This is a genomic window from Neptunicoccus cionae, from assembly GCF_002860325.1.
GTDB lineage: Bacteria > Pseudomonadota > Alphaproteobacteria > Rhodobacterales > Rhodobacteraceae > Amylibacter > Amylibacter lutimaris.
Map to the genome: position 1 here is coordinate 193580 of NZ_PKOJ01000008.1, position 21411 is coordinate 214990.

Sequence of the window (21411 nt, forward strand, 5' to 3'; positions counted from 1 at the left end):
TTCAACCGATAGCACTTGTAGCGATGCTAGACCGGTATCAGCCGCTTGGTTTGCCACCCACAAAGGGCACATGCCCTACATCGGTAGCGAGTTTCTGGCCTTGTATTTCTGCTTCGGCATCTGCCGGAACATCCACATGGAGACCCGCACGAGAGCCCTGCTGGGGCACCTCCAGCGGACCAAGTGTATTCAGAAATGCGTCTGTCCCGCTGGTGCGGTCATAGACGGAAAAATCAACAGAGCGGTCGCGGAAGCTTTTAAGGACCTGACCAAGCCCCTTCATACCGGTTTCGCGCTGACGGCGGACCATCGACAGATCCACTTCGATCGGGAACATGTCTTCCTGCCCTGCAGACTGATGCAACACCAGCGAAGTCGGATCGACCACACAGGACTTGCCAACGCCCCCTGCTCCAAGTCCGTTTACATCAAAGACGTAGCATTGGAATTGCGCAGCAGTAGCCCTTGCAATGGCCAGCTCGGCGTCGCGGTCGGTCGTGCCGGTCAGGACCGGATGCAGCAGCACCTCAACCCCCTGACTGGTTAGCTGGCGGGTGGTTTCGGGGAACCACATATCATAGCAGATCGACAGACCGAAACGGCCCACATCCGGCACATCGAACACGCAGAAATCGGTGCCCGCAGCGACTCCGGCTTCATATGGCAGGAAAGGGAACATCTTGGCATAGCGGCGCACCACGTTGCCGTCGGGATCAATCACCAAAGACGTGTTATACACCTGCCCGTCGTGGGGGGACGTCAGGAACATGGACCCCGGAATAAGCCAGACCTTGTGCCGCCGTGCAGCTTCGCAGAAGCGGTCGATGGTTTCATTTTCGGGGGGCAGTTTGTAGCGCTCAAGCGGGCCAAAAGGCGATAGTTCGCTAAAGAGAACCATCTGGGTCCACGGGAACCGCGCCATAAGAATGTCGAGCCGTTGCAGCATACCGTCGACATTGGACTGAAGGGCATTGACGTGCATCTGCACGCCAGCAATTGCGAATGGGGTCATTGAGGATACTCTCCGTGCTTGCGCTGCCGGCTCTGTTGGATTGAGTCGATCACCGCTTTGCACTCCTCTTAAGCCCTCACCACCAGAACGGAAACAGGAGATCTGCTTACGATCCTGTCCGCATTGGAGCCCACTAGAAACTCCCGAAGGCGGTCCGGTTTATGGGATGCCATAACCACCAGATCACAATTGATTTTTTCGATGGTCTTAAGAACCTTACGATGAATCTTACCAAAAGCAAGGTGCTGCTTCACCTTTATGTCATTTGGTATTTCTGTGCGTACCAGCCGGTCAAGCGCATTGCTTGCGGCTGCCACGGCCTTCTCTTCAAAGTTTTCCGGAAAGAATCCTTCCACCAGCGGGCTTCCCATATCGGGCACCACCGAGATGATATGCAGCACGCCGCCCGAGTTGCTGACCAGCTCGATCGCCTGTGGCAGGGCTTTGACCCAAGAATCCTTATCCGTCAAATCTATCGTCAGAAGAACCGTATTAAACATCTCTTTCTCCTCAGGCTGTAGCCGGTTTGCGCAGGGCGCGGCTGTTGCGGCCCCGCTGCAGGAAGACGATCAGCCCCAGCAGCAGCAAGGCCGGGATGAACATCAGATATTTACTCGGTTGATCCACAGGGCGCAGCACCCGCAACACCGTCTGGTCCCAATCAAGCCCCGCTTTGGAAGCTGCACTGTCATAAAGCACGTCATCAACCATCATCTTGCCATCCGCTTCGCGCAGGATCAGACCGGAACTTTCAAGCCGTTCCTCCCCTGTTGCTCCCTCACCGATGGGCAGGATGGCGACGAATTCGATCGGATCGCCCAGATCGTTGACACCGGCCACCCGCAGGCGCAGGTCCTCGTTTGTCGGGGTCGCCAATGCAGCAGCGGCCAGTTCGGTCGGCGCTTCCTCTGTGTAGGGCGGTGCAACCATATCCATCCAGAAACCCGGACGGAACAGGGTGAAGGCCACCAGCAGCAGCGCGATGGTTTCATAGAACCGGTTGCGCGCAAGGAACCAGCCTTGAGTCGCCGCTGCAAACAACAGCATGGCAATCGTTGCTACCACAAAGACAAATATACCCTGCACCCATGTGACCTCTATCAACAGCAGTTCGGTGTTGAAGATGAACAGGAACGGCAAGGCTGCCGTGCGCAGGGAATAGAAGAAGGCAACAAGACCGGTGCGGATCGGATCACCACCCGACACAGCCGCCGCCGCAAAGCTGGCAAGGCCCACTGGCGGTGTCACATCGGCCATGATGCCGAAGTAGAACACGAACAGATGCACTGCAATCAGCGGCACGATCAGGCCGTTTTGCTGGCCCAGAGTCACAATGACAGGGGCCAGCAGCGCCGAAACCACGATATAGTTCGCGGTAGTCGGCAAACCCATACCAAGGATCAGTGACAGGATTGCGGTCAGGAACAGGATGGCAAGGATATTGCCGCCCGAAAGCACCTCGACCACATCCGCAAGGGCAGAGCCGACACCCGTCTGGCTGACCGCGCCGACGATGATACCCGCCGTGGCCGTGGCAATGCCGATCCCGATCATGTTACGCGCGCCGGTTTCCAGCCCGTCAATCAGGTCTGCCACACCATTGCGGATGGCTGCGCCAAAGGCGGTATCGCCCCGCATGATTGCGGTCAGCGGGCGCTGGGTCAGCAGGATAAAGATCATATAGGCGGTCGCCCAAAACGCGGAGAGACCCGGCGACAGCCGGTCCACCATCAGCGCCCAGACCAGCACCACAACCGGCAGGATAAAGTGCAGGCCGGAACGAATTGTCGGACCGGGCAGCGGCAGTCTTGTTACCGGCTCGTTCGGATCATCCAGCTCCAGCGGCTTTTCCTTGGAGGCGATATAAAGCAGCCCCACATAGACCGCGGTCAGGAAGGCAAAGATGATATAGCCCGCCGTTTGCGGGAAAGCCGGTCTGATCCAGCCCATGCCGTAATAAACGATAAAGGACAGCGCACAGATCGCAGCGACGGTGAAGGCCATGCCAATCAGACGTTGCACAATCGGTTTGGGGGTATAGGCGCGGGGCAGCCCCTCCATTCCGGCTTTCAGCGCCTCAAGATGGACGATGTAAACCAGTGCGATATAGGAAATCACCGCAGGCAGGAATGCGTGTTTCACCACGTCGAAATAAGGAATACCAACGTACTCCACCATAAGGAAAGCCGCAGCACCCATCACGGGGGGCATGATCTGGCCATTCACGGAGGACGCTACTTCGACAGCGCCTGCTTTTTCCGAACTGAAGCCGACTTTCTTCATCAGCGGGATGGTAAAAGTGCCGGTGGTCACAACATTGGCGATGGAGGAACCGGAGATCAGTCCGGTCATGGCCGAAGAAACAACCGCTGCCTTCGCCGGCCCGCCTTTCATGTGCCCCATCAAGCTGAAAGCGACCTGAATGAAATAGTTGCCCGCTCCTGCACGATCCAGCAGCGAACCAAAAAGCACGAATAGGAATACAAAACTGGTAGACACGCCAAGCGCGATACCAAAGACGCCTTCCGTGGTGATCCACTGGTGGTTCACGATCTCGGACAGGCTGTTGCCTTTGTGGGAAATGATACTTGGCATATAAGGCCCAAGCACGGTGTAGACCAGAAAGACCGACGCCACGATCATCAGTGCGGGACCAAGGGCGCGGCGCGTGGCCTCAAGAAGCAGCATCAAGCCGATCACGGCGACGACAAAATCCTGAAGCACAGGCGCACCGACGCGCCCTGAAATTTCACGGTAATAGACAAACAGATAGAGCGCAGCCAGCGCGCCGACCAGTGCCAGCGCCCGTTCCCACACCGGAATCCGGTCTTTCGGAGAGCCAAGCACAACAGCCACAACAACTGCCAGCGCTACGATCGGTATCCACCACGTCACAGCACCGTCCTTGGCGCCCATCATAAACAAACCGGCAAGAACCAGCGGCACTACGATGCCAAGGCCGATCTGGAAACCGGATCGGGTGGCCGGAAAGGCCGCAAAGGCCAGAAACATTGCAAATGCCAGATGGATGGAGCGGGCTTCGGTATCGTTAAACACCCCCCAGCCCACCATGAAGGGGATCGGCGAGGCGATCCAGAGCTGGAACAGCGACCAAGCCAGCGCCACACAGGTCAGGAAAATGCCGACAGGACCGATTGCCCCGCGTCCGCCTGTGTCAGAAGATGCCACCAGTTCGTCGAGTTCGGCTTGCGTCAGCCCCCCCCGATCACCCGTTGCAGCATTCTCTACCGCAGCAGCCTGCTGTTGGTTTGGATCATTGGTCATGGATGTCCCCTGTTCCCCGCTATGGCCCGTCACTTCGGGCTTTTATTTTTCAATCCGGGTCAGTTGCGGCAGCGCAGGCCGCCGCAACCGTTTTCAGTTTACACAAAGGTCGAGAACGACCGCCGGATTACATCCAGCCTTTTTCTTTGTAGTATTTCTCGGCACCGGGGTGCAGAGGCGCGGACAGACCGGCGCTGATCATGTCTTCTTCTTTCAGGTTCTCGAAAGCAGGGTGCAGACGCTTGAACCGGTCAAAGTTGTCAAAAACAGCTTTTACAACCTGATAAACCACTTCTTCGTCCACTTTCGCAGAGGTGACAAAAGTCGCCTTAACGCCGAATGTGTTCACATCAGAGTCCGTACCTTTGTACATGCCGCCCGGAATGGTCGCGGCAGCGTAGAAGGGGTTTTCCGCGATCAGCTTGTCGATTTCAGGGCCTTCAACCGGCACAAGAACCGCATCTACTGTGGAAACCGCTTCCTGAATGGAACCGTTCGGGTGGCCAACAGTGTAGATAATCGCATCCACCTTGTTGTCGCCCAGCGCAGCCGCTTGTTCAGCCGGTTTCAGTTCGGAAGCCAGCGCGAAATCGTCTGTTGTCCAACCCAGAGCGTTCATCACAACATCCATCGTTGCCCGCTGGCCGGAGCCGGGGTTGCCGATGTTGACGCGCTTGCCTTTGAGATCGGCAAAAGACTTGATGCCGGAATCTGCGCGGGCAATCACGTTGAACGGCTCGCCATGTACGGAAAAGACCGCACGTTCATCGGAAAACTGGTTTCCTTCGAATTTGGATGTGCCGTTATAGGCGTGGTACTGCCAGTCGGACTGGGCCACACCCATATCCATGTCACCAGCCATGATGGCGTTGATGTTGGCAATGGAACCGCCGGTGGAAGGCGCAGTGCATTTCAGGTTGGTTTCAGCGGTTGTGCGGTTCACCAGACGGCAGATCGACTGACCGACAACGAAGTATACGCCGGTTTGACCGCCTGTCCCGATGGTGATGAATTTCTCTTGTGCGATACCGGCTGTACCGGCCAGCAGCGCCCCTGCAAAAGCAAGATGTTTCATGAAACGCATAGTGTTCTCCTCTTTTTTTTGCTCACGTTAACGCCCCCTGCGGACGCAGGAGACAATTGTCCGAATGGCACAAAGCGGCAGCTCCCGTGCGAGCAGTCTTTCGGAGCTGCGGCGCTCTCCTTAAAGCGAAGCGCAAACAAGCACCAGCAGGAAAAACAAAGGCTTAAATGTCTTTTTCACTCCACTATTCAATATCAGGCTAGTGAGAGTTTTCCTTAATTGTCAAGTAAGTTGTCACTTCTGGTCCGGAGTATCACCGCTTTCTTGACCACACCCGCTTTCACGCTAAGGTCAGGGCTTCGGTCGCGCAATTCCACCCGGCAAATCGGGCACCTATACGGGTGCCGGATAGGTGCGCTGTGCTAATGGCAGGGTGCGAATCTGCTCCAACAGACGTTCCACAAATATCCGTTCTGCGCGGTTCAGTTTCTTCCTCGGGTTTCGCAGCAAGTAGATATCGACCTCCGGTGGATCGTCATAGGGAGGCAACCTCCAGAGCAAGCCGTCCCGCACATCCCGCTCCAGCACATGAATCGGCAGCGACCCGATACCAAGCCCGCATTGAATCATCCGGCGCACCTCTTCCAGTTGCGAGGAACGCCCCACGATCCGCTGCGCCATATCCCACTGCTTGCGCAGCAAGGCCACAGGGCGGAGCGCATCATTCAGGTCGTCGGTGTCAAAGGTCACGATGTCATGACCACGCAAATCCTCCATTGTCAGGTTCTCTCGACCGAACAAAGGATGTGTGGGACCGCAATAAAAGCTGAAATATTCGCGGTATAGCAGATCATAGCTTAAATCAGGCAGCTTACGGTTGACCAGACAGACACCAAAGCTTGCCTGTCGGTCCAGCACGGCGCTGGTGACAACCGCGCTTGTGGCGGTTTTGATGTTGAAGCTGACTTTGGGGTATAGGGTTTTCGTTTCAGTCAACAGATCATCAAGCAAGGGAGTGATCACATGACTGGCAAGGTGGATGCTAATCTCGCCGGATATTTCGGTACTGGAAGCCGTGGTGATTTCTTTCAGCCCCGAAACGCTGCGGAAAATATCCATACATTCATCGTAAAGCCGCTGCCCCGCCCGCGTCATGCGGAAGCTGCCCTTGGACCGCTCGATCAACTGACAGTTCAATTCCTGCTCAAGCCGTTGCAGCGCAAGGCTGACCGAAGGCTGTCCGCGCAACAAACGATGGGCGGCGCGGGTGATACTGCCTTCCTCGACAATCACCACAAAGGTGCGCAGCAGGTTCCAGTCCAGCCCGATCACAAATTTTTCGTCACCACGGTCCGTCATCGGCCCTGCCTTACAAGTTTTTAAACCACTAAACACCGACCACATTAACCTAATTAATGTGATTCATGCTTTATATCAATTTGCTCAATTCAAGATCACCATGCAATAGTTAACAGGACTTTAGGGAACAGGGGCCGGAATGCCATCAAGCGAACAGAGTATAGACAAGCGGCCCTGGTTGCTGCTGTCCCCTTCCCTTATGGCCATCACCCTTCTGGTGGTTATCCCCATGGCCTTTATTCTGGTCTATTCCTTTTACGAGAATATCGACCTTGCCGTAGATAAGGTGGCGTTTCAGTTTGGCAACTGGTCCGAGGTAATGACGGACGGCTATTACCGCATTGCGATCTGGAAAACCCTGCGGCTATCGGTGATCGTCACGGTGTTGGCCGCCGTGCTTGGGTATATCCCTGCCTATTTCATCGCCATGACCAAATTTCGCGACAAATGGCTTTTGCTGCTGCTGCTGATCCTGCCCTTCTGGATCAGCTTCATCATCCGCACGCTTAGCTGGATACATATTTTCGGCAATCAGGGGGCGTTGAACGGGCTGTTCCAACTGCTTGGCCTGACCGATGCGCCGCTGTCCCTGATGTATAACGAGTTTACTGTCATCGTCGGCTTTATCCATGTGTTCCTGCCCTACATGATCCTGAACATCTACGTCAGTCTGGAAGGCATAGATGAAAATCTGGAGCCCGCCGCCCGCACCCTTGGGGCGACCCCGTGGCAGGCGTTCCGCGAAGTGACCCTGCCCCTGTCCATGCCGGGACTGGCCGCCGGTTGCCTGCTGGTTTTTGTATTAACGGGGGGCAGTTACGTCACGCCGCTGATCCTTGGCGGGCCGAGCGATTTCCTGTTCGGCAACCTGATCTATGACGCCATCGTGACAGAGCTGAACTGGCCGATGGGCGCAACCCTGTCCTTCACGCTCTTGCTGCTGCTGGGGCTGGTCGTGGTGCTTTACAGCCGCTTGATGGGGCTGAACCAACTGTCAAAGGCGTTCAAATAACATGAAACTGCGCATCTGGACCCTGCTTAAAACCTACACCATTCTGGTTTACATCTTCATGTTTGCCCCCATCGGCGTGGTGCTGGTGCTGGCGTTCAATTCCTCCCAGTTCGGCGGCTTCCCGATTGAGGGCTTCAGCTTTCGCTGGTTTGTCAAACTGTCCGAGAACGAGGCAATCATTCGCGCGTTGCGCACCTCGCTCGTACTGGGGGCCTGTACGGCGGTTATTGCAACAACGCTGGGGATTCTGGCCGCACTGGCGCTGGTACGCTACACCTTCCGCGGCAAGGATCTGATCACAACGGTTCTGATAGCCCCTGTGCTGGTGCCCGAAACCGTGCTGGCGGTGGGCTTGCTGATTTTCATGCGCTGGCTGCATGTGCCCCGCTCTTTCGGGTTGCTGCTGCTGGGCCATTCCATCATCGCCCTGCCCTTTGTGGTGCTGGTGGTGCAGGCACGGCTGACAGGCATCCGGCGCGATTACGAAGAAGCGGCCCGCAGTCTGGGGGCCAACCCTCTGCAAACCTTCTTTGCCGTGACTTTCCCCCTAATGCTGCCCGCCGTTTTTGCAGGGGCGCTGTTTGCCTTCACAATTTCCTTTGACAACATCACCGCAACGATTTTCTGGCGTCCGTCAGGGATGGAGACAGTGCCCACCCAGATTTTCGGCATGTTACGCAATTCTGTCAGCCCCGAGATCAACGCGCTTGGCTTTGTGATGATCTGTATCACCGTCGGTGTGCCGCTGATGGCAGGGGCGCTGGCGCGCTATTACATGCGCAACACGAAATAGACCAAACCTATAAAAACCAACCAACAAGGAGAGAACCGATGAAAAAGATAGACAGTACAAAACGTTACGAGATGCTGAAAGAGCGGATGGGCAATGGCGATATGGACCGCCGCTCTTTCTTTGGCCTGCTTGGGGCAGCGGGGATCTATGCAGGTGTGTCCGGCGGCGTTATGACGACAATGGCGCAACAGGCCCGCGCCGCAGGGACAGAGTTATACTTTGAAGGCTGGGGCGGTGTCGTCTCCGAAGCGCTGCGCAAACATGCGTTCAACCCCTACGAGGAAGCCAGCGGCAACAAGGTTGTCGATGCCACTTTTGGTGGTGAAGCCGAAGTGCTGACCAAGATCAAAGCCGCAGGCAGCACCAATGGTCACAACATCCTGCATTCCTCCGGTGTAAGCTGGTACAAACGCTGGATTGATGCGGGTTATGGTTCCGAACTGAACCTTGCCAACATCCCGAATGTGGAAAACGTGATGGAGGCGATTATCGCGCCTTTCAGGGCGATCACCCCGAACAGCCTGTCCGCCATTCCATATGACTACGGCACGACCGGCATCGCCTATAACACGAAATTCGTGTCCGAGGAGAAGGCCAAAGAATTGGGCGCGAACCTGCTGCTCGACAAGGAGTTGAAGGGCAAGATCGGCGCGTGGGGTGGCGACTGGGCCAACCGTGCTTGGTATGGTGCGCTGCAATCCAACCAGGACCCGAACAATATTCAGGACTGGGATGCGGTTTGGGACAAAGCCCGCGAAAACCGCGAACTGGTGCTGAAATACTGGTCCTCCGGCGCGGAATTGATGGACCTGCTGGCGAAAGAGGAAATTTACGTCACCGAAGCATGGTCGGGCCGCGTTGCAGCCCTTCAGGCCCAAGGTCACCCCATCGCCTATATGGACCCGCCAAACGGTCTGGCTTGGATGGAAAGCATGTTCGTGCTCAAAGGTTCTCCGATGGCCGAGGCAGAGGAACTGCTGAACTTCATGCTGGACCCGGCCACCGCGATTGCCGTGGCTGAAGGGCAGAAATACCCGACCTCGCTCGACCCGAACAAGGTAGAGATGACCGACACCATTAAGGCGCTGCCTGCCTATGATCCGACAGGCAAGCTGGACAAACTGGTGTTCCGTGATCCGGTGGTCTGGAACGAAGTTGAAAAAGAGCAGTCCAAACAGTGGAACCGTGTCTCCAAAGGCGGTTGATACCGGTTTAACCGGTAACCAGACACAGTGCGGGCCGCACGGATTGCCGGCCCGCGCATCCTCTCTCAGAATTACAGCGGGAACCCCTGCCTATGGCGCGTGTTGAACTTGTCGATATCCAGAAATCCTTTGGCGCGGTCAAAGCCGTCCGCAACGCCAATATCGTGTTCGAGGATGCGTCCTTTACGACCCTGCTCGGGCCGTCGGGCTGTGGCAAAACCACGATCCTGCGGATGATTTCCGGTCTCGCCAGTCCCAGCAGCGGTGACATTCTGATCGGCGGCAAGCGGGTCAACGATGTCCCAATCCACAAGCGCAATCTGGGGCTGGTGTTTCAGAATTATGCGCTGTTTCCCCATAGAACGATCGCCGAAAATATTGCCTTCGGGTTGAAATACCGTGGCGTGGCGAAATCCGATGTAACGCGTAAGGTACGGGACGCCCTTGATATTGTGCGGCTTCCCGGTGTGGAGGATCGCTACCCCCAACAGCTTTCGGGCGGCCAGCAACAACGTATCGCGCTGGCCCGTGCCATTGTGATCGAACCGGATGTATTGCTGCTAGACGAACCTTTGTCGGCGCTGGATGCCAACCTGCGCGAAGATATGCGGGTAGAGTTGAAGGCCATTCAGGACCGTATCGGCGTCACCACGATATTCGTAACCCACGACCAGTCAGAGGCGCTGGCCATGTCCGACCGCATCGTGGTGATGAGCGCGGGACGGGTCGAACAGATCGGCGACCCCGACGAGGTGTATAACACCCCAGCCTCCGAATTTGTCGCTTCCTTTCTTGGAGCCTCCAACCTGCTGCCCGCCCGTGTTATCGGGCGCGATGCCGACGGGGTGGTGCTGGAAACGGCCGAGTTCGGCAAAACCGTTGTGCCAGCCAGCCGCGCGGCGACCCTTGGGGACGGTGATCGCGGCCAGTTGATGGTGCGGGCGGAAAAGCTGTTCCTGTCAAACGGCCCTGCTACGCAAGACAGCACAGAAGCAGTGATAGAGGCGGTGGATTATCAGGGCCAGCTTGCCCGTTATTTCCTGCGCGTGGGCGACACCCAGCTACAGGCCATCAACATGATTTCGGGCCGTCCCTTTGCTGCTGGCAGCACCGTGAACCTGACCCTTGCGGCGGATGAATGCAGCGCCCTGCCCGTGAAAGCCACCTGACATGAAAAGCCACCTCTTCTATCAAAGCCGCCTGCCCCGCCCCGACCTGCAACGGGCCGAGGGCATTTATATGTGGGACACCTCTGACAAACGCTATATCGACGGATCATCCGGCGCGATGGTCAGCAATATCGGCCATTCCAACCCCAATGTTCTGGCGGCCATGCGCGAACAGATGGACAAATCCACCTTCGGCTACCGCCTGCATTTCCAGACAGAACCGAGCGAGGCACTGGCCGCACGGATTGCGGGGCTGACACCCGAAGGGTTGGACCGCGTATTCTTTGTCTCCGGCGGCTCGGAGGCGGTGGAATCCGCGCTGAAAATGGCACGGCAATATGCCCTGACCCAAGGAGAGGCCCAGCGCTATAAGGTGATTTCCCGCTACCCGAGCTATCACGGCGCAACGCTCGGTGCGCTGGCGATAACGGGATACGCGCCCATGTCGGCCCCGTTCGATCCGATGATGAAATCCATGCCGAAAATCCCCGCCCCCCGCGCCTATCTCGACGGGCTGGACCCGGACGATCCGGCAACGGGGCTGCATTACGCCAATATGCTGGAGGAAAAAATCCTTGAAGAAGGCCCGTCAACCGTGCTGACATTTATCGTTGAACCCGTGGGCGGCGCATCAACAGGTGCGCTGGTGCCCCCTGCCGGATACATGCCCCGCATCCGCGAGATTTGCGACCGGTATGGTGTGCTGCTGATCCACGACGAGGTCATGACGGGGGGCGGGCGTACCGGAAAATTCTTCGGCGCGGAACATTGGGAGGTGACACCCGATCTGATCGCCCTGTCCAAAGGGTTCGGGGCGGGATACGTCCCCCTCGGCGCGATGATTGCGCGCAATGATATGGTTGAAGCGGTGCTGGACGCGGGCGGGTTTATCCACGGCTACACTTATGCGGGAAATCCGCTGGCCTGTGCTGCCGGATTGGCCGTACTTGATGAAATCGAACGACAGGATCTTGTGGGCAATGCCGCAACCATGGGGCAAGCGCTGACGGATCGGCTGCATTCGCTGATGCATCGCTACCCTGTGATCGGGGATGTACGGGGCAAGGGGCTGCTGCTGGCCTTTGAACTAATGGCGGACCGCAACACCAAGGCCCCGTTGCCAACAGAACTGAACGCACATGCACGGCTGGTGGATATTGCCTATGAAAACGGGTTGATCATCTATTCCCGCCGCACCCGTGGCGGCCTGTCCGGAGACCACTTTCTGGTCTGCCCGCCGATGAGCGTGAGCGAACCGCAACTGGATGAAATCGCGGAGATACTGGACCGTTCCATGGCCCAATTCATGGCCGAAATCCCAACCCTGTGACACTGCACTAACAACGAGCGGGCCTGCCCGCGACAGGACAGAACAATGCTATCGACACCCCAAACCATCCGGCTGGTGGAAAAATCCGACCTGCCCCTGTTAAACACCGCGCTGGCGGCCCTTTCAACAGAACTGGGCGACCCCCATCCGGCCACTCCGGAGTTTCTGGAACAGGCGGGATTTGGCCCCCTGCCTGCCTATTACGCGCTGATTGCCCAAAGCGGACCGGATGCTTTGGAAGGCGCAATCATGTTTTCCCCTGTAACCTCTACCTCTATAGCCAGCACGGGAACCTTTGTTTCCGATCTCTGGGTGGCGGAAAGCACGCGGGGCAGCGGGCTCGGGCGGCGCTTACTGGAGGCTGCGGCACGGTGGTCCTCTGCGCAATGGGGGGCAGGCTACATCAAGCTGGTGGTATATGACCAATCGGTACAGTCGCGCCGGTTTTACGACAGGCTCGGTTTTGTGCCAAAGAACGGCGAGACCACCATGTTTCTGGACAACAACGGGTTCAAGACCCTGAAAGGATGCAAATGAAAGCGTTTTTTGACGATCGTCAGTGGAACCACGACCCCAAGCATTTCATGGCGAGCGGTGCGCTCCAGCCCAACCCCGAGCAACCCGCGCGGATCGAAATGCTGCGCTCCGGTGCAGAGGCCGCAGGGTGCCGTTTCGAGCCGCCACAGGATGCAGGGCTTGGCCCGATTGCCGCGATCCATTCGCCCGAATATCTAACCTTCCTGCAGAACATCTACAAACGCTGGCAGTATATCGACGGCGCCGGTGCAGAGGTCATCCCCAACATCCACCCCGCCAGCCGCAGCGACAGCTACCCCCGCTCTGCCGTCGGGCAGGCAGGCTATCATCAGGCCGACACCGCCTGCCCCATCGCAGAAGGCACTTGGGAAGCGGCCTATTGGTCGGCCCAATCCGCAATTTCAGGGGCTGACAGCCTGATTGACGGCGGACAATCGGCCTATGTGCTGTCCCGCCCCCCCGGTCATCACGCCTTCGGGGATCTGGCAGGCGGCTTCTGCTTTCTGAACAATTCGGCCATTGCCGCCGAACGCCTGCGGGCCAAAGGGTTGCGGCCTGCCATTCTGGATGTGGATGTGCATCACGGTAACGGCACGCAGGGCATCTTTTACAATCGCGACGATGTGCTGACAGTCTCGAACCACGCTGATCCGGAGCGGTTTTATCCGTTCTTCTGGGGCCATGCCCATGAACGGGGTGCAGGCGCAGGGCTTGGGTATAACCTCAACCTGCCGCTGGCCCGTGGAACAAACGACGCGGATTTCCTCAAGTCCCTCGACAGTGCCCTTGCCCGCGTTAGAGCCTTTGGCGCGGATGCAGTTGTGATTGCTCTGGGTCTTGATGCCTTTATTGACGATCCCTTCAAGGGACTGGCCGTCACCACCGAAGGTTTCGGGCGGATCGGGGCGGCCATAGCGGGGTTGAAACTGCCGACCCTGTTGGTGCAGGAAGGCGGTTATCTTTGCGATGAACTGGGGGAAAACCTGACCAGTGTCCTGAACGGGTTTCAAGGGGCATGACCCAGCCGGACATCATCGTGATCGGCGGCGGCATTGCCGGCACCAGTGCTGCCGCCCATCTGGCAGAACATGCGAATGTCCTGCTGCTAGAGGCCGAACCCCAGTTCGGCTATCACTCCACCGGCCGTTCGGCCGCGATCTTCATCCGCAACTATGGCAACGCCGTTCTGCGCGCCCTGAACAATGCTGCGGCCCCTGTGCTACAAAGCGGAGAGGGCATTTGCGACAGTGGCCTGCTTTCGCCACGTGGGGAATTGCTGATCGCCGGCGAGGAAGACATCACGGAACTGGAAAACTATGCACGCGAGGCCACCGGACTGGAACATCTCAGCCCTGAACAGGCGTTGGAACTGGTGCCCATCCTGCGACCGGAACGAATTGCGGCAGCCATACTGGAACCGGACGCGCAGGACATAGATGTAGACCGGATGTTGCAGGGCTATCTGCGGCTGCTGCGGGGGCGAGGCGGAAAGACGGTTCCGAACAGCCGCGTCTGTGGTCTGACGCGCGACAATGGTCTGTGGCGGGTCACAACTAAAGAAACAGAATTTTCCGCCCCTGTGATCGTGAACGCAGGCGGCGCTTGGGCAGACCAGATCGCGCAGATGGCAGGTGCATCCCCCGTCGGATTGACCCCCATGCGCCGCTCTGCGGTGCTGCTGGATGCGCCGCAGGGGTACAACATAGATCACTGGCCCCTCTTCGCCTCTGTCACCGAAAGCTGGTATGCCAAACCGGATGCAGGCCGGTTGCTCGTCTCACCGGCAGATGAAGACCCGACCCACCCCCATGACGCATGGCCCGATGATATGGTGCTGGCCGAAGGTCTTTACCGGTATGAACAGGCGGTGACAGTCGCTGTAACACGCCCTTCCCACAGTTGGGCCGGACTGCGCAGCTTTACCCCTGATCGCACGCCGGTGGTGGGGTTCGATCCCGTGCAAGAAGGGTTTTTCTGGCTGGCCGGTCAAGGTGGCTACGGCGTGCAAACGGCCCCGGCACTCGCCACACTTTGCGCTGCCTTGTGCATCGGTAAGGCACCGGATTTAAACGCTGCGACAGTGGCAGAGCTGTCCCCCGCCCGTTTCACGCGGAGGTGATGCGGTCCGCATTCTCTTGTAATCTTGAAAACAACCGGCCCGCCTTTCGACAAAAGCGGGCCGGTTTTATTATGTTTTACGCGGTATAGTGAGTAACTGAAGGGACCGTTAAACGAAGTCGAAACTGTCGACGTCTTTGACATCCACCCCCATAAGATCAATACGGGTGCTTGCATCGGCGGTGATTTGCGCCCGCACCCCACCCGTAATGGCGGTAATTGTCAAATCTTCAAAGGTCAGATCGTTTAGCAGGTTCACAACGTCTACGCCGTCCTCAAAGGCGGTAACGGTATCTTCGCCATAACCTGTACCAAAGACAAAAACATCTTCCCCGGCACCTCCGACAAGAATGTCGTTGCCAGCACCCCCATCAATACGGTCGTTACCTGAGAGGCCGTTGATGTAGTCGTCCCCTTCGCCGCCCCGCAACACATTGCCCTCTCTTTCGGCACCAATCAGCGTGTCGTCATGACCAGAACCGAACACATGTTCGATATTGCTCAGGATATCGCCTTCGGCATCGCCACCAACACCACTTCCATTCCACAAACGGATAGTCACTGCTTCGGCACTGTACCGGTATTCTACAGTATCCGACCCTTCACCACCGTCCAGCGTATCTGCTCCGGCGCCACCGATAAGGCGGTCGCTGTTGAAACCTCCTTCGATACGGTCATCGCCAGACCCACCGTAGAGGACGTCATCTCCCGAAAGGCCCGAGATGTAATCGGAGCCGTCTCCGCCTTTGATGGTATTGGCTTGTGCCATTGATCCGACGAGAGTGTCATCAAAGATGGAACCTGTGAGGTTCTCGATACTGCCCATCATGTCACCTTCGGCCTCGCCACCATAGGCGGTCCCGTTCCACAGGCGCGCGACAACGGCTTCGGAGTTATCGGAATAATCGACCCTGTCAAGCCCTTCCCCCCCCAGCATAATGTCCTCTCCCGAGCCGCCGTAGAACACATCATCGCCGGCGCCGCCGCGCAGGATGTCATCGCCGCCCTGCCCGATCAGATAGTCATTACCATCCATCCCCCTGAGGTCTTCACCGGTACGTTTCGATCCAACGAGCGTGTCGCCGAAATTGGATCCGCCAAGGATTTCGATGCTGGTCAAACGGTCACCCTCTGCAGAGCCACCGGTACCGACACCGTTCCACAAACGGACAACCACGCCGGTATCACTTTCGGTGTAGTAAACAGCGTCAAGGCCTGTACCACCGTAGATTTCATCTGCACCTTCACTGCCATCCAGACGGTCGTTCCCGGCACCTCCGTAGAGTTTGTCGTCGCCTGACAGACCGTCGAGATAGTCATCTCCCGCTCCCCCGAAGAGCGTGTTTTGTTCTCTGACGCTGCCGATAAGTGTGTCATCAAGATCCGATCCCCGCAGGTTTTCGATAGCTGTCAGACTATCCCCTTCAGCATCCCCGCCTTGGCCGGAACCGTTCCAAAGCTTGACTGTCACTGCCTCTGCACTGGCAGAGTAATCGGCGAGATCAACGCCTGCGCCGCCCAGCAGAACATCTTCACCGGCTCCACCTGCCAGAGTGTCATTCCCCTGACCTCCATCCAGAGTATCATTGCCTGAAAGGCCGGCAATATAGTCATCACCGTCATTGCCGTTCAGCATATCAGCCCTGTCGGTAGCCCCCACCAGGGTGTCGTCCAGAGTAGAACCGACGACCGCTTCAATAGCGGTAAGCACGTCTCCTTCTGCATCCCCGCCTACACCTGTGCCATTCCACAGACGCACTGTAACCGAAGCGGAACTTGTCGAGTAATCAGCTGTGTCTGTGCCCGCTCCGCCGTTCAGAATATCTGCTCCGGCACCGCCAATCAGCGTATCATTGAAGTCGCTTCCGTTGAGTTCGTCGTCACCGCCCAACCCGTTAAACGTAACTGCAATATCCGGCTTGCGGAAAACATCAGCGTTCGGTGTGCCAACAACTGCAAGGCTGTCATTGGAGTCATAATCCAAACCATAAACCGCGTCGTATTGGCCCAGTTCAAGGGTCATCGCATCATCAGTAGCGTTAATGCTGTCTACACCGGCCGTTTTGGCTGCCATAAGCTCTGCCACCGTCATAGCTGCGAGATTGCTACCAAGGTCCTCAAGGGCTACTTCATCACCGGAGGCCAGAGAAATCGTTCCCAAACCAACGGCCTGTGCAGCACTAAGGTTGATCCGGTCATCTGTTGCATCAAAGCTGTCGATACCTTTAGCCGCCAGCGCTGTAATCGCAGTAGCGTCCAGAGCCTCCAGATTTGCACCTGTATCGGCCAGAGTAACTTCGTCCTCCGCAGACAGCGCAATCGCCCCCAGGGCTTCGGCCTGTTCAACCGAAAGCGTAAGCTGATCGTCTGAAGCGTCAAGAACATCAATACCCGCAGTTTCAAACGCCTGTATCTCGGCAGTTGTCAGCGCGGAAAGGCTGGCACCGATGTCAGAGACCGTCACCGCATCATTGGATGCAAAGGTCAGATTGCCAAGCGCTTTTGCCTGCGCAACAGAAAGTGTGGCGGCATCGTCGCTCAGGTCCACATTATCCACGCTGGCGCTTTCCAGAGCAGTAATCGCAGCCGGTGTCATTGCTTCAATCTGATCGCCCGTCGCGCTCAGTGTGACATCATCTCCATCACTCAGCGCAATGGTGCCAAGAGCATTATATGCGTCAAACGTCAGGGTAAGCGCGTCGTCTGTGGCGTCAATCCGGTCGATGCCGGCAACTGCCAAGGCGGTAATCTGGGCAGACGTCAGACCGGACAGATTGGCACCCGTGTCTTCGAGCGTAACAACATCTCCGTCAGCCAGCGCAACCGAACCGAGCGCCGTCATCTGGGCTACGGTCAAAGCAAGCGTATCGTCAGTCGCATCAATAACATCAATACCGGCGCCACTTAGCGCGCTTGGATCACCGGCTAGCAAAGCTTCTATGTTTTCAGCCGTATCCGCCAGCGTGGCGACATCCCCTCCGGCGAGGGTTATATCCCCCAAAGCTGCAACCTGTGCGGCGCTGAGTGTCAGGCTGTCATCGGAAGAGTCGATGATATCGACACCACTGGAAGCCAACGCCGCAATTTGAGCCGCAGTGAGGCTGGACAGATTGCCCGCAGTATCTGAAATTGTAACAGTGTCCCCGTCGGCCAGAGCAACTGTTCCCAGCGCATTGTATTGCGCCAGCGTCAGTTCAAGAGCATCATCTTCCGCATCAATCGCATCGATACCTTTGGCTGCAAGAGCTTCTATTTCTGCTGCGGTCAAAGCGGACAGGTTCGCGCCGGTGTCAGCGAGAGTAATGGTATCCTCTGTGTTCAACTCGATAGAGCCAAGAGCCTCGAATTGCGCCACAGTCAGGTCAAGCACATCGTCAGAGACGTCAATGGACGCTACACCCGAAGCTGCAAGGGCTGCAATCTGCTCCGGTGTAAGGCTAGCGATATCTGCGCCGCTGTCTTGCATCGAAATTTCATTGCCAGGTGCCAGGGTTATCGTCCCAAGCGCCGCAGCTTGTTCTGCCGACAGGTTCAACGTACCATCCGTAGCGTCCAGCATGTCAATTCCGGCTGTCGCGAGGGCTGCAAACTGTGCCGGCGTCAAAGCCTCGATGTTTGCAACTGTGTCAACCAGAGTAACCTCCAGATCGGCGTTGATCTTCATGGTGCCGAGTGCAATTGCCTTGGCAACGTCGATTGAAAGCACCGTTCCGTCACTATCCAGAAAATCAATTCCTGCAGTTGCCAATGCAGCATAATCAGCGGCGCTGAGTGCGGCAACTTCAACTGCCGTACCTGCAACTGTCGCAACAACATCCGGAGCGATCGTCATACCCGTCAAAGCTAGCGCCTGATCAGGCGAGAATGTCAGCGCACTGTCCGAGCTGTCGATGATATCAACACCTTCCAGTGCAGCGAGTTCAGCCGCAGTCAGGGCCTCGATCGCCGCAGCAGTATCAGTCAGGGAAACACTGTCCCCTTCTGTCAGCGCAACAGTTCCCAAAGCGTTGTATTGCGCAACAGACAAGGCCAACACATCATCCGTTGCATCAATCACGTCGATGCCATCACCCGCCAGCCCTGCAATTTGAACCGCTGTCATGGCGCCCAGATTGGCTCCGGTATCCAGCAGCGTGATTGTGTCCGCGTCTGTCAGTTGGACTGTCGAGAGGGCATTGTATTCTGCTACGCCGAGCGAAAGCGTATCATCCGTTGAGTCGATGTAATCGACCCCCTTTCCGGCCAGACCTGAAATCTCGGCAAGAGTAAGCGTATCCAGGTTAGCCTCAGTGTCCACTAAAGAAATAATATCTGTGCCATCCAGAAGAACCGTTCCTAGTGCCCTGTACTGTTCGACCGTTAAAGCAAGTACGCCATCGGTCGACGAGATTGAATCGAAACCCAAACTTGCCAGCGCCTGAATTTCCAGTGCGCTTAGAGCTTGGATGTTTGCGGCAAGATCGACGAGAACATTCAGGTTCGCAGCTTTAAGCTGTACGGTCCCCAAAGCCTGTGCCTGCGCAAGATTAAGACTCAGGCTTCCATCAGTTGCATCCAGAATATCCACGTTTGCGTCAGCCAACGCGGCAATCTCCACGAGACCCAAGGCAGAAATATTTGCGCTGGTATCTGAAATCGAGACCAGATTGTCTTCCGCCAGTGTCACCGTACCAAGTGCGCTCAACTGAGCAACAGTAAGTGACAGAACGCCATCCGTTGCGTCCAGAATATCCACGTTTGCATTAGCCAGAGCGGCAATCTCAACAAGGTTCAGGGCTGCGATATTTGCGCTGGTATCCGACACTGAAACCAGATCGTTCTCTGCCAGAGTCACTGTGCCAAGTGCGCTCACTTGCGCAACATTGAGCGACAATACGTCATCCGTTGCATCAATTTGGTCAACCAGGTTTCCAGCGAGCGAAGCGATCTGCGCAGTCGTCATGTTCTGGATCGCAGTGGAGGTGTCGGACACCACGACAAAATCGCTTTCTGTCAGTCCCAGTACAAACGGCCCCAAGTTTAAAATGTCACTCACAGTGACTGTCAAAATGTCGAGCACGTCACCGATGAGATTGACGTTCTCCCCCGGGGCGCTCCCAAGGATATTTGTTTCAAGCGAAGTATTGTTTGTCGATTTAGTATTCATTTCATCACCATCTGAATTTGATCAGCGTGTTTGAACATTGAGATTTAAAATGTTTGAAAGCACACGCCGGTTAAAGAAACTGTTTGATCTGCCATCGGTCCCCCGAGATTGCCTTAAGGGCCTTCTGGGACCGGGCCCGTTTAATTCACGGACCTAGGCAGCGTGTTTGCTGGCACGTTAATCCGTGCCGAACCTCCAGTCCTGTACAAGCTAACGCCGGCGCCTAACGATTGTAGACTGCTCACAACGCATAGCTCTGTGTGACCTGCGGTTTCATGGCCGAGTGAAGCCACCCCCATCTTTTCAATTGTCGGTTTCGTAAACATACAGTTTCGCCCCTTTCAAACTTACCAACTCTACTGCAGCAGACTGACCCGCTATAGTTGCGCGAACCTGTTGCACGAAGGCTGACATCCAAACACGTCAGGGTAGAACTACGCTCTTCAGCGAACCTTCTTCCCTCAGGTTCCGGACAACTGCTCAACCCATCGCTTTCGCCTTGCTGTCTGATGAAAACTTAGCATAAACACGCCAAACGACAGCCCGTCACTGTGCACGTTTAGGTAATAATTGAGGATTACTCCGGTGGGATTGGGTCTTAACTGAGGACAATTCACAGGCGCAAATCTGAAAAAACTGATGCAACTAACAGTAGATTTATCGTGACATTTTGGGATGATTTTAAGTGCTCAAAAGGGGCCTTATCCAAAGCAAAAAGCAACCTAAAGGAGAAATCGAGACACCCGCCAACCCATTAGGTTTATTACGCTTTTTCCATAAAACCATTCCGAACGTCGATATTCATGCGCACCCGTAATGAGCGATCACTCCAATTGCGTTAAAAACTGTCGAAAAAGTTTACGCGCGACAAGAAAAATTCGTTCAATTTTAAGATAGAATTTTACATCCTCCTTATTGCAAAAATGCAACGCAGGTTTTTGTAAAATTCTACAGATCAAAAAATCTGCTTAATTCGAACATATTCTTACGAAAGCCACATTCGAAATGCTCTGTGTTCGGGCCGCCCCTCCCCTTTCGTAGGAGCCCGGAGAGTATGCGGTTCTCGGCAAAACGACTTACGACATACCAATTCGTGGGGGTATTACCAAAAATAGCAGAAAATCTGGCCCCCGTCAGTACGTGCATAGGCATATCCACCCTATTCGTAAGAACTCGAATCGGCCCAAACGGATAGGGAGGCACCGAAACAGGAACCGGTTCTGTTTGCAGGTGTTGCAGGAGTTTGATTGTCCAAGTTTTGCCACATTCTGCGCCCGAATTTCGAGATCAGGCCTGCCAGATCGCCTGTTTCTGGCCTCTTAACAACCTATCAGCCAAATGGTGCCAAGTTTCTGTCCCAATTAGGGCAAACCCACCTGGCAGGGGCGACACAACGCCACAATTTGGGCATCGCGAGGCCA

At 56.3% G+C, this 21411-nt stretch carries 14 protein-coding genes; 8 read left to right on the forward strand and 6 right to left on the reverse strand.

The annotated features are described in order from the left end of the window. Positions 1–37: 37 nt before the first annotated feature. The 5 genes from C0U40_RS17440 to C0U40_RS17460 all read right to left on the reverse strand — a co-directional run bounded on the left by C0U40_RS17440 (position 38) and on the right by C0U40_RS17460 (position 6680). Positions 38–1012 carry a carbon-nitrogen hydrolase family protein gene (locus tag C0U40_RS17440; protein ID WP_101657081.1) on the reverse strand — a complete coding sequence of 325 codons (975 nt, stop codon included), beginning with the start codon at positions 1010–1012 and terminating at the stop codon, positions 38–40. 68 nt (positions 1013–1080) lie between these two features. After that, positions 1081–1512 carry a universal stress protein gene (locus C0U40_RS17445; protein ID WP_101657082.1) on the reverse strand — a complete coding sequence of 144 codons (432 nt, stop codon included), beginning with the start codon at positions 1510–1512 and terminating at the stop codon, positions 1081–1083. A gap of 10 nt (positions 1513–1522) precedes the next feature. Further along, positions 1523–4297, reverse strand: coding sequence for a TRAP transporter permease (locus C0U40_RS17450; protein ID WP_180957738.1), 2775 nt, complete (start codon positions 4295–4297; stop codon positions 1523–1525). A 127-nt stretch (positions 4298–4424) separates the two neighbouring features. Then, a complete protein-coding gene (locus C0U40_RS17455; RefSeq protein ID WP_435673802.1) occupies positions 4425–5372 on the reverse strand; it encodes a TAXI family TRAP transporter solute-binding subunit in 948 nt (315 codons plus the stop codon). 342 nt (positions 5373–5714) lie between these two features. Next, on the reverse strand, positions 5715–6680 hold the full coding sequence (locus C0U40_RS17460; protein ID WP_101657084.1) for a LysR family transcriptional regulator: 966 nt from the start codon (positions 6678–6680) through the stop codon (positions 5715–5717). Between the two features lie 139 nt (positions 6681–6819). Here C0U40_RS17460 and C0U40_RS17465 point away from each other — a divergent pair, with 139 nt between their 5' ends. The 8 genes from C0U40_RS17465 (at position 6820) to C0U40_RS17500 (ending at position 14845) form a co-directional block, all read left to right on the forward strand. Beyond that, positions 6820–7692, forward strand: coding sequence for an ABC transporter permease (locus C0U40_RS17465; RefSeq protein ID WP_101657085.1), 873 nt, complete (start codon positions 6820–6822; stop codon positions 7690–7692). A 1-nt stretch (position 7693) separates the two neighbouring features. Then, the gene (locus tag C0U40_RS17470) at positions 7694–8485 is read left to right on the forward strand and encodes an ABC transporter permease (RefSeq protein ID WP_101657086.1); all 792 of its coding nucleotides are present in this window, start codon (positions 7694–7696) and stop codon (positions 8483–8485) included. A gap of 38 nt (positions 8486–8523) precedes the next feature. Then, positions 8524–9690, forward strand: coding sequence for an ABC transporter substrate-binding protein (locus C0U40_RS17475; protein ID WP_101657087.1), 1167 nt, complete (start codon positions 8524–8526; stop codon positions 9688–9690). Positions 9691–9782: 92 nt separating this feature from the next. Further along, positions 9783–10859: an ABC transporter ATP-binding protein gene (locus C0U40_RS17480; protein WP_101657088.1), complete on the forward strand. Its 1077-nt coding sequence runs from the start codon at positions 9783–9785 to the stop codon at positions 10857–10859. Position 10860: 1 nt separating this feature from the next. Beyond that, the gene (locus C0U40_RS17485; RefSeq protein ID WP_101657089.1) at positions 10861–12189 is read left to right on the forward strand and encodes an aminotransferase family protein; all 1329 of its coding nucleotides are present in this window, start codon (positions 10861–10863) and stop codon (positions 12187–12189) included. Between the two features lie 45 nt (positions 12190–12234). Further along, the gene (locus C0U40_RS17490) at positions 12235–12726 is read left to right on the forward strand and encodes a GNAT family N-acetyltransferase (RefSeq protein ID WP_101657090.1); all 492 of its coding nucleotides are present in this window, start codon (positions 12235–12237) and stop codon (positions 12724–12726) included. Beyond that, a complete protein-coding gene (locus tag C0U40_RS17495; protein ID WP_101657091.1) occupies positions 12723–13745 on the forward strand; it encodes a histone deacetylase family protein in 1023 nt (340 codons plus the stop codon). The genes C0U40_RS17490 and C0U40_RS17495 overlap by 4 nt, the downstream gene beginning before the upstream one ends. After that, positions 13742–14845, forward strand: coding sequence for an NAD(P)/FAD-dependent oxidoreductase (locus C0U40_RS17500; protein WP_101657092.1), 1104 nt, complete (start codon positions 13742–13744; stop codon positions 14843–14845). Before C0U40_RS17495 ends, C0U40_RS17500 begins: the two co-directional genes overlap by 4 nt. A 108-nt stretch (positions 14846–14953) precedes the next feature. Here the strand turns inward: C0U40_RS17500 and C0U40_RS17505 are convergent, their stop codons facing one another. Then, the gene (locus C0U40_RS17505; RefSeq protein ID WP_101657093.1) at positions 14954–19990 is read right to left on the reverse strand and encodes a beta strand repeat-containing protein; all 5037 of its coding nucleotides are present in this window, start codon (positions 19988–19990) and stop codon (positions 14954–14956) included. Positions 19991–21411: the final 1421 nt, after the last annotated feature.

Coding starts and splice junctions, on each gene's coding strand:
- C0U40_RS17495 (WP_101657091.1), top strand. CDS start 12,723: ATGAAAGCGTTTTTTGACGATCGTCAGTGGAACCACGACCCCAAGCAT.
- C0U40_RS17440 (WP_101657081.1), bottom strand. CDS start 1,012: ATGACCCCATTCGCAATTGCTGGCGTGCAGATGCACGTCAATGCCCTT.
- C0U40_RS17500 (WP_101657092.1), top strand. CDS start 13,742: ATGACCCAGCCGGACATCATCGTGATCGGCGGCGGCATTGCCGGCACC.
- C0U40_RS17470 (WP_101657086.1), top strand. CDS start 7,694: ATGAAACTGCGCATCTGGACCCTGCTTAAAACCTACACCATTCTGGTT.
- C0U40_RS17460 (WP_101657084.1), bottom strand. CDS start 6,680: ATGACGGACCGTGGTGACGAAAAATTTGTGATCGGGCTGGACTGGAAC.
- C0U40_RS17505 (WP_101657093.1), bottom strand. CDS start 19,990: ATGAATACTAAATCGACAAACAATACTTCGCTTGAAACAAATATCCTT.
- C0U40_RS17450 (WP_180957738.1), bottom strand. CDS start 4,297: ATGACCAATGATCCAAACCAACAGCAGGCTGCTGCGGTAGAGAATGCT.
- C0U40_RS17465 (WP_101657085.1), top strand. CDS start 6,820: ATGCCATCAAGCGAACAGAGTATAGACAAGCGGCCCTGGTTGCTGCTG.
- C0U40_RS17455 (WP_435673802.1), bottom strand. CDS start 5,372: ATGAAACATCTTGCTTTTGCAGGGGCGCTGCTGGCCGGTACAGCCGGT.
- C0U40_RS17485 (WP_101657089.1), top strand. CDS start 10,861: ATGAAAAGCCACCTCTTCTATCAAAGCCGCCTGCCCCGCCCCGACCTG.
- C0U40_RS17445 (WP_101657082.1), bottom strand. CDS start 1,512: ATGTTTAATACGGTTCTTCTGACGATAGATTTGACGGATAAGGATTCT.
- C0U40_RS17490 (WP_101657090.1), top strand. CDS start 12,235: ATGCTATCGACACCCCAAACCATCCGGCTGGTGGAAAAATCCGACCTG.
- C0U40_RS17475 (WP_101657087.1), top strand. CDS start 8,524: ATGAAAAAGATAGACAGTACAAAACGTTACGAGATGCTGAAAGAGCGG.
- C0U40_RS17480 (WP_101657088.1), top strand. CDS start 9,783: ATGGCGCGTGTTGAACTTGTCGATATCCAGAAATCCTTTGGCGCGGTC.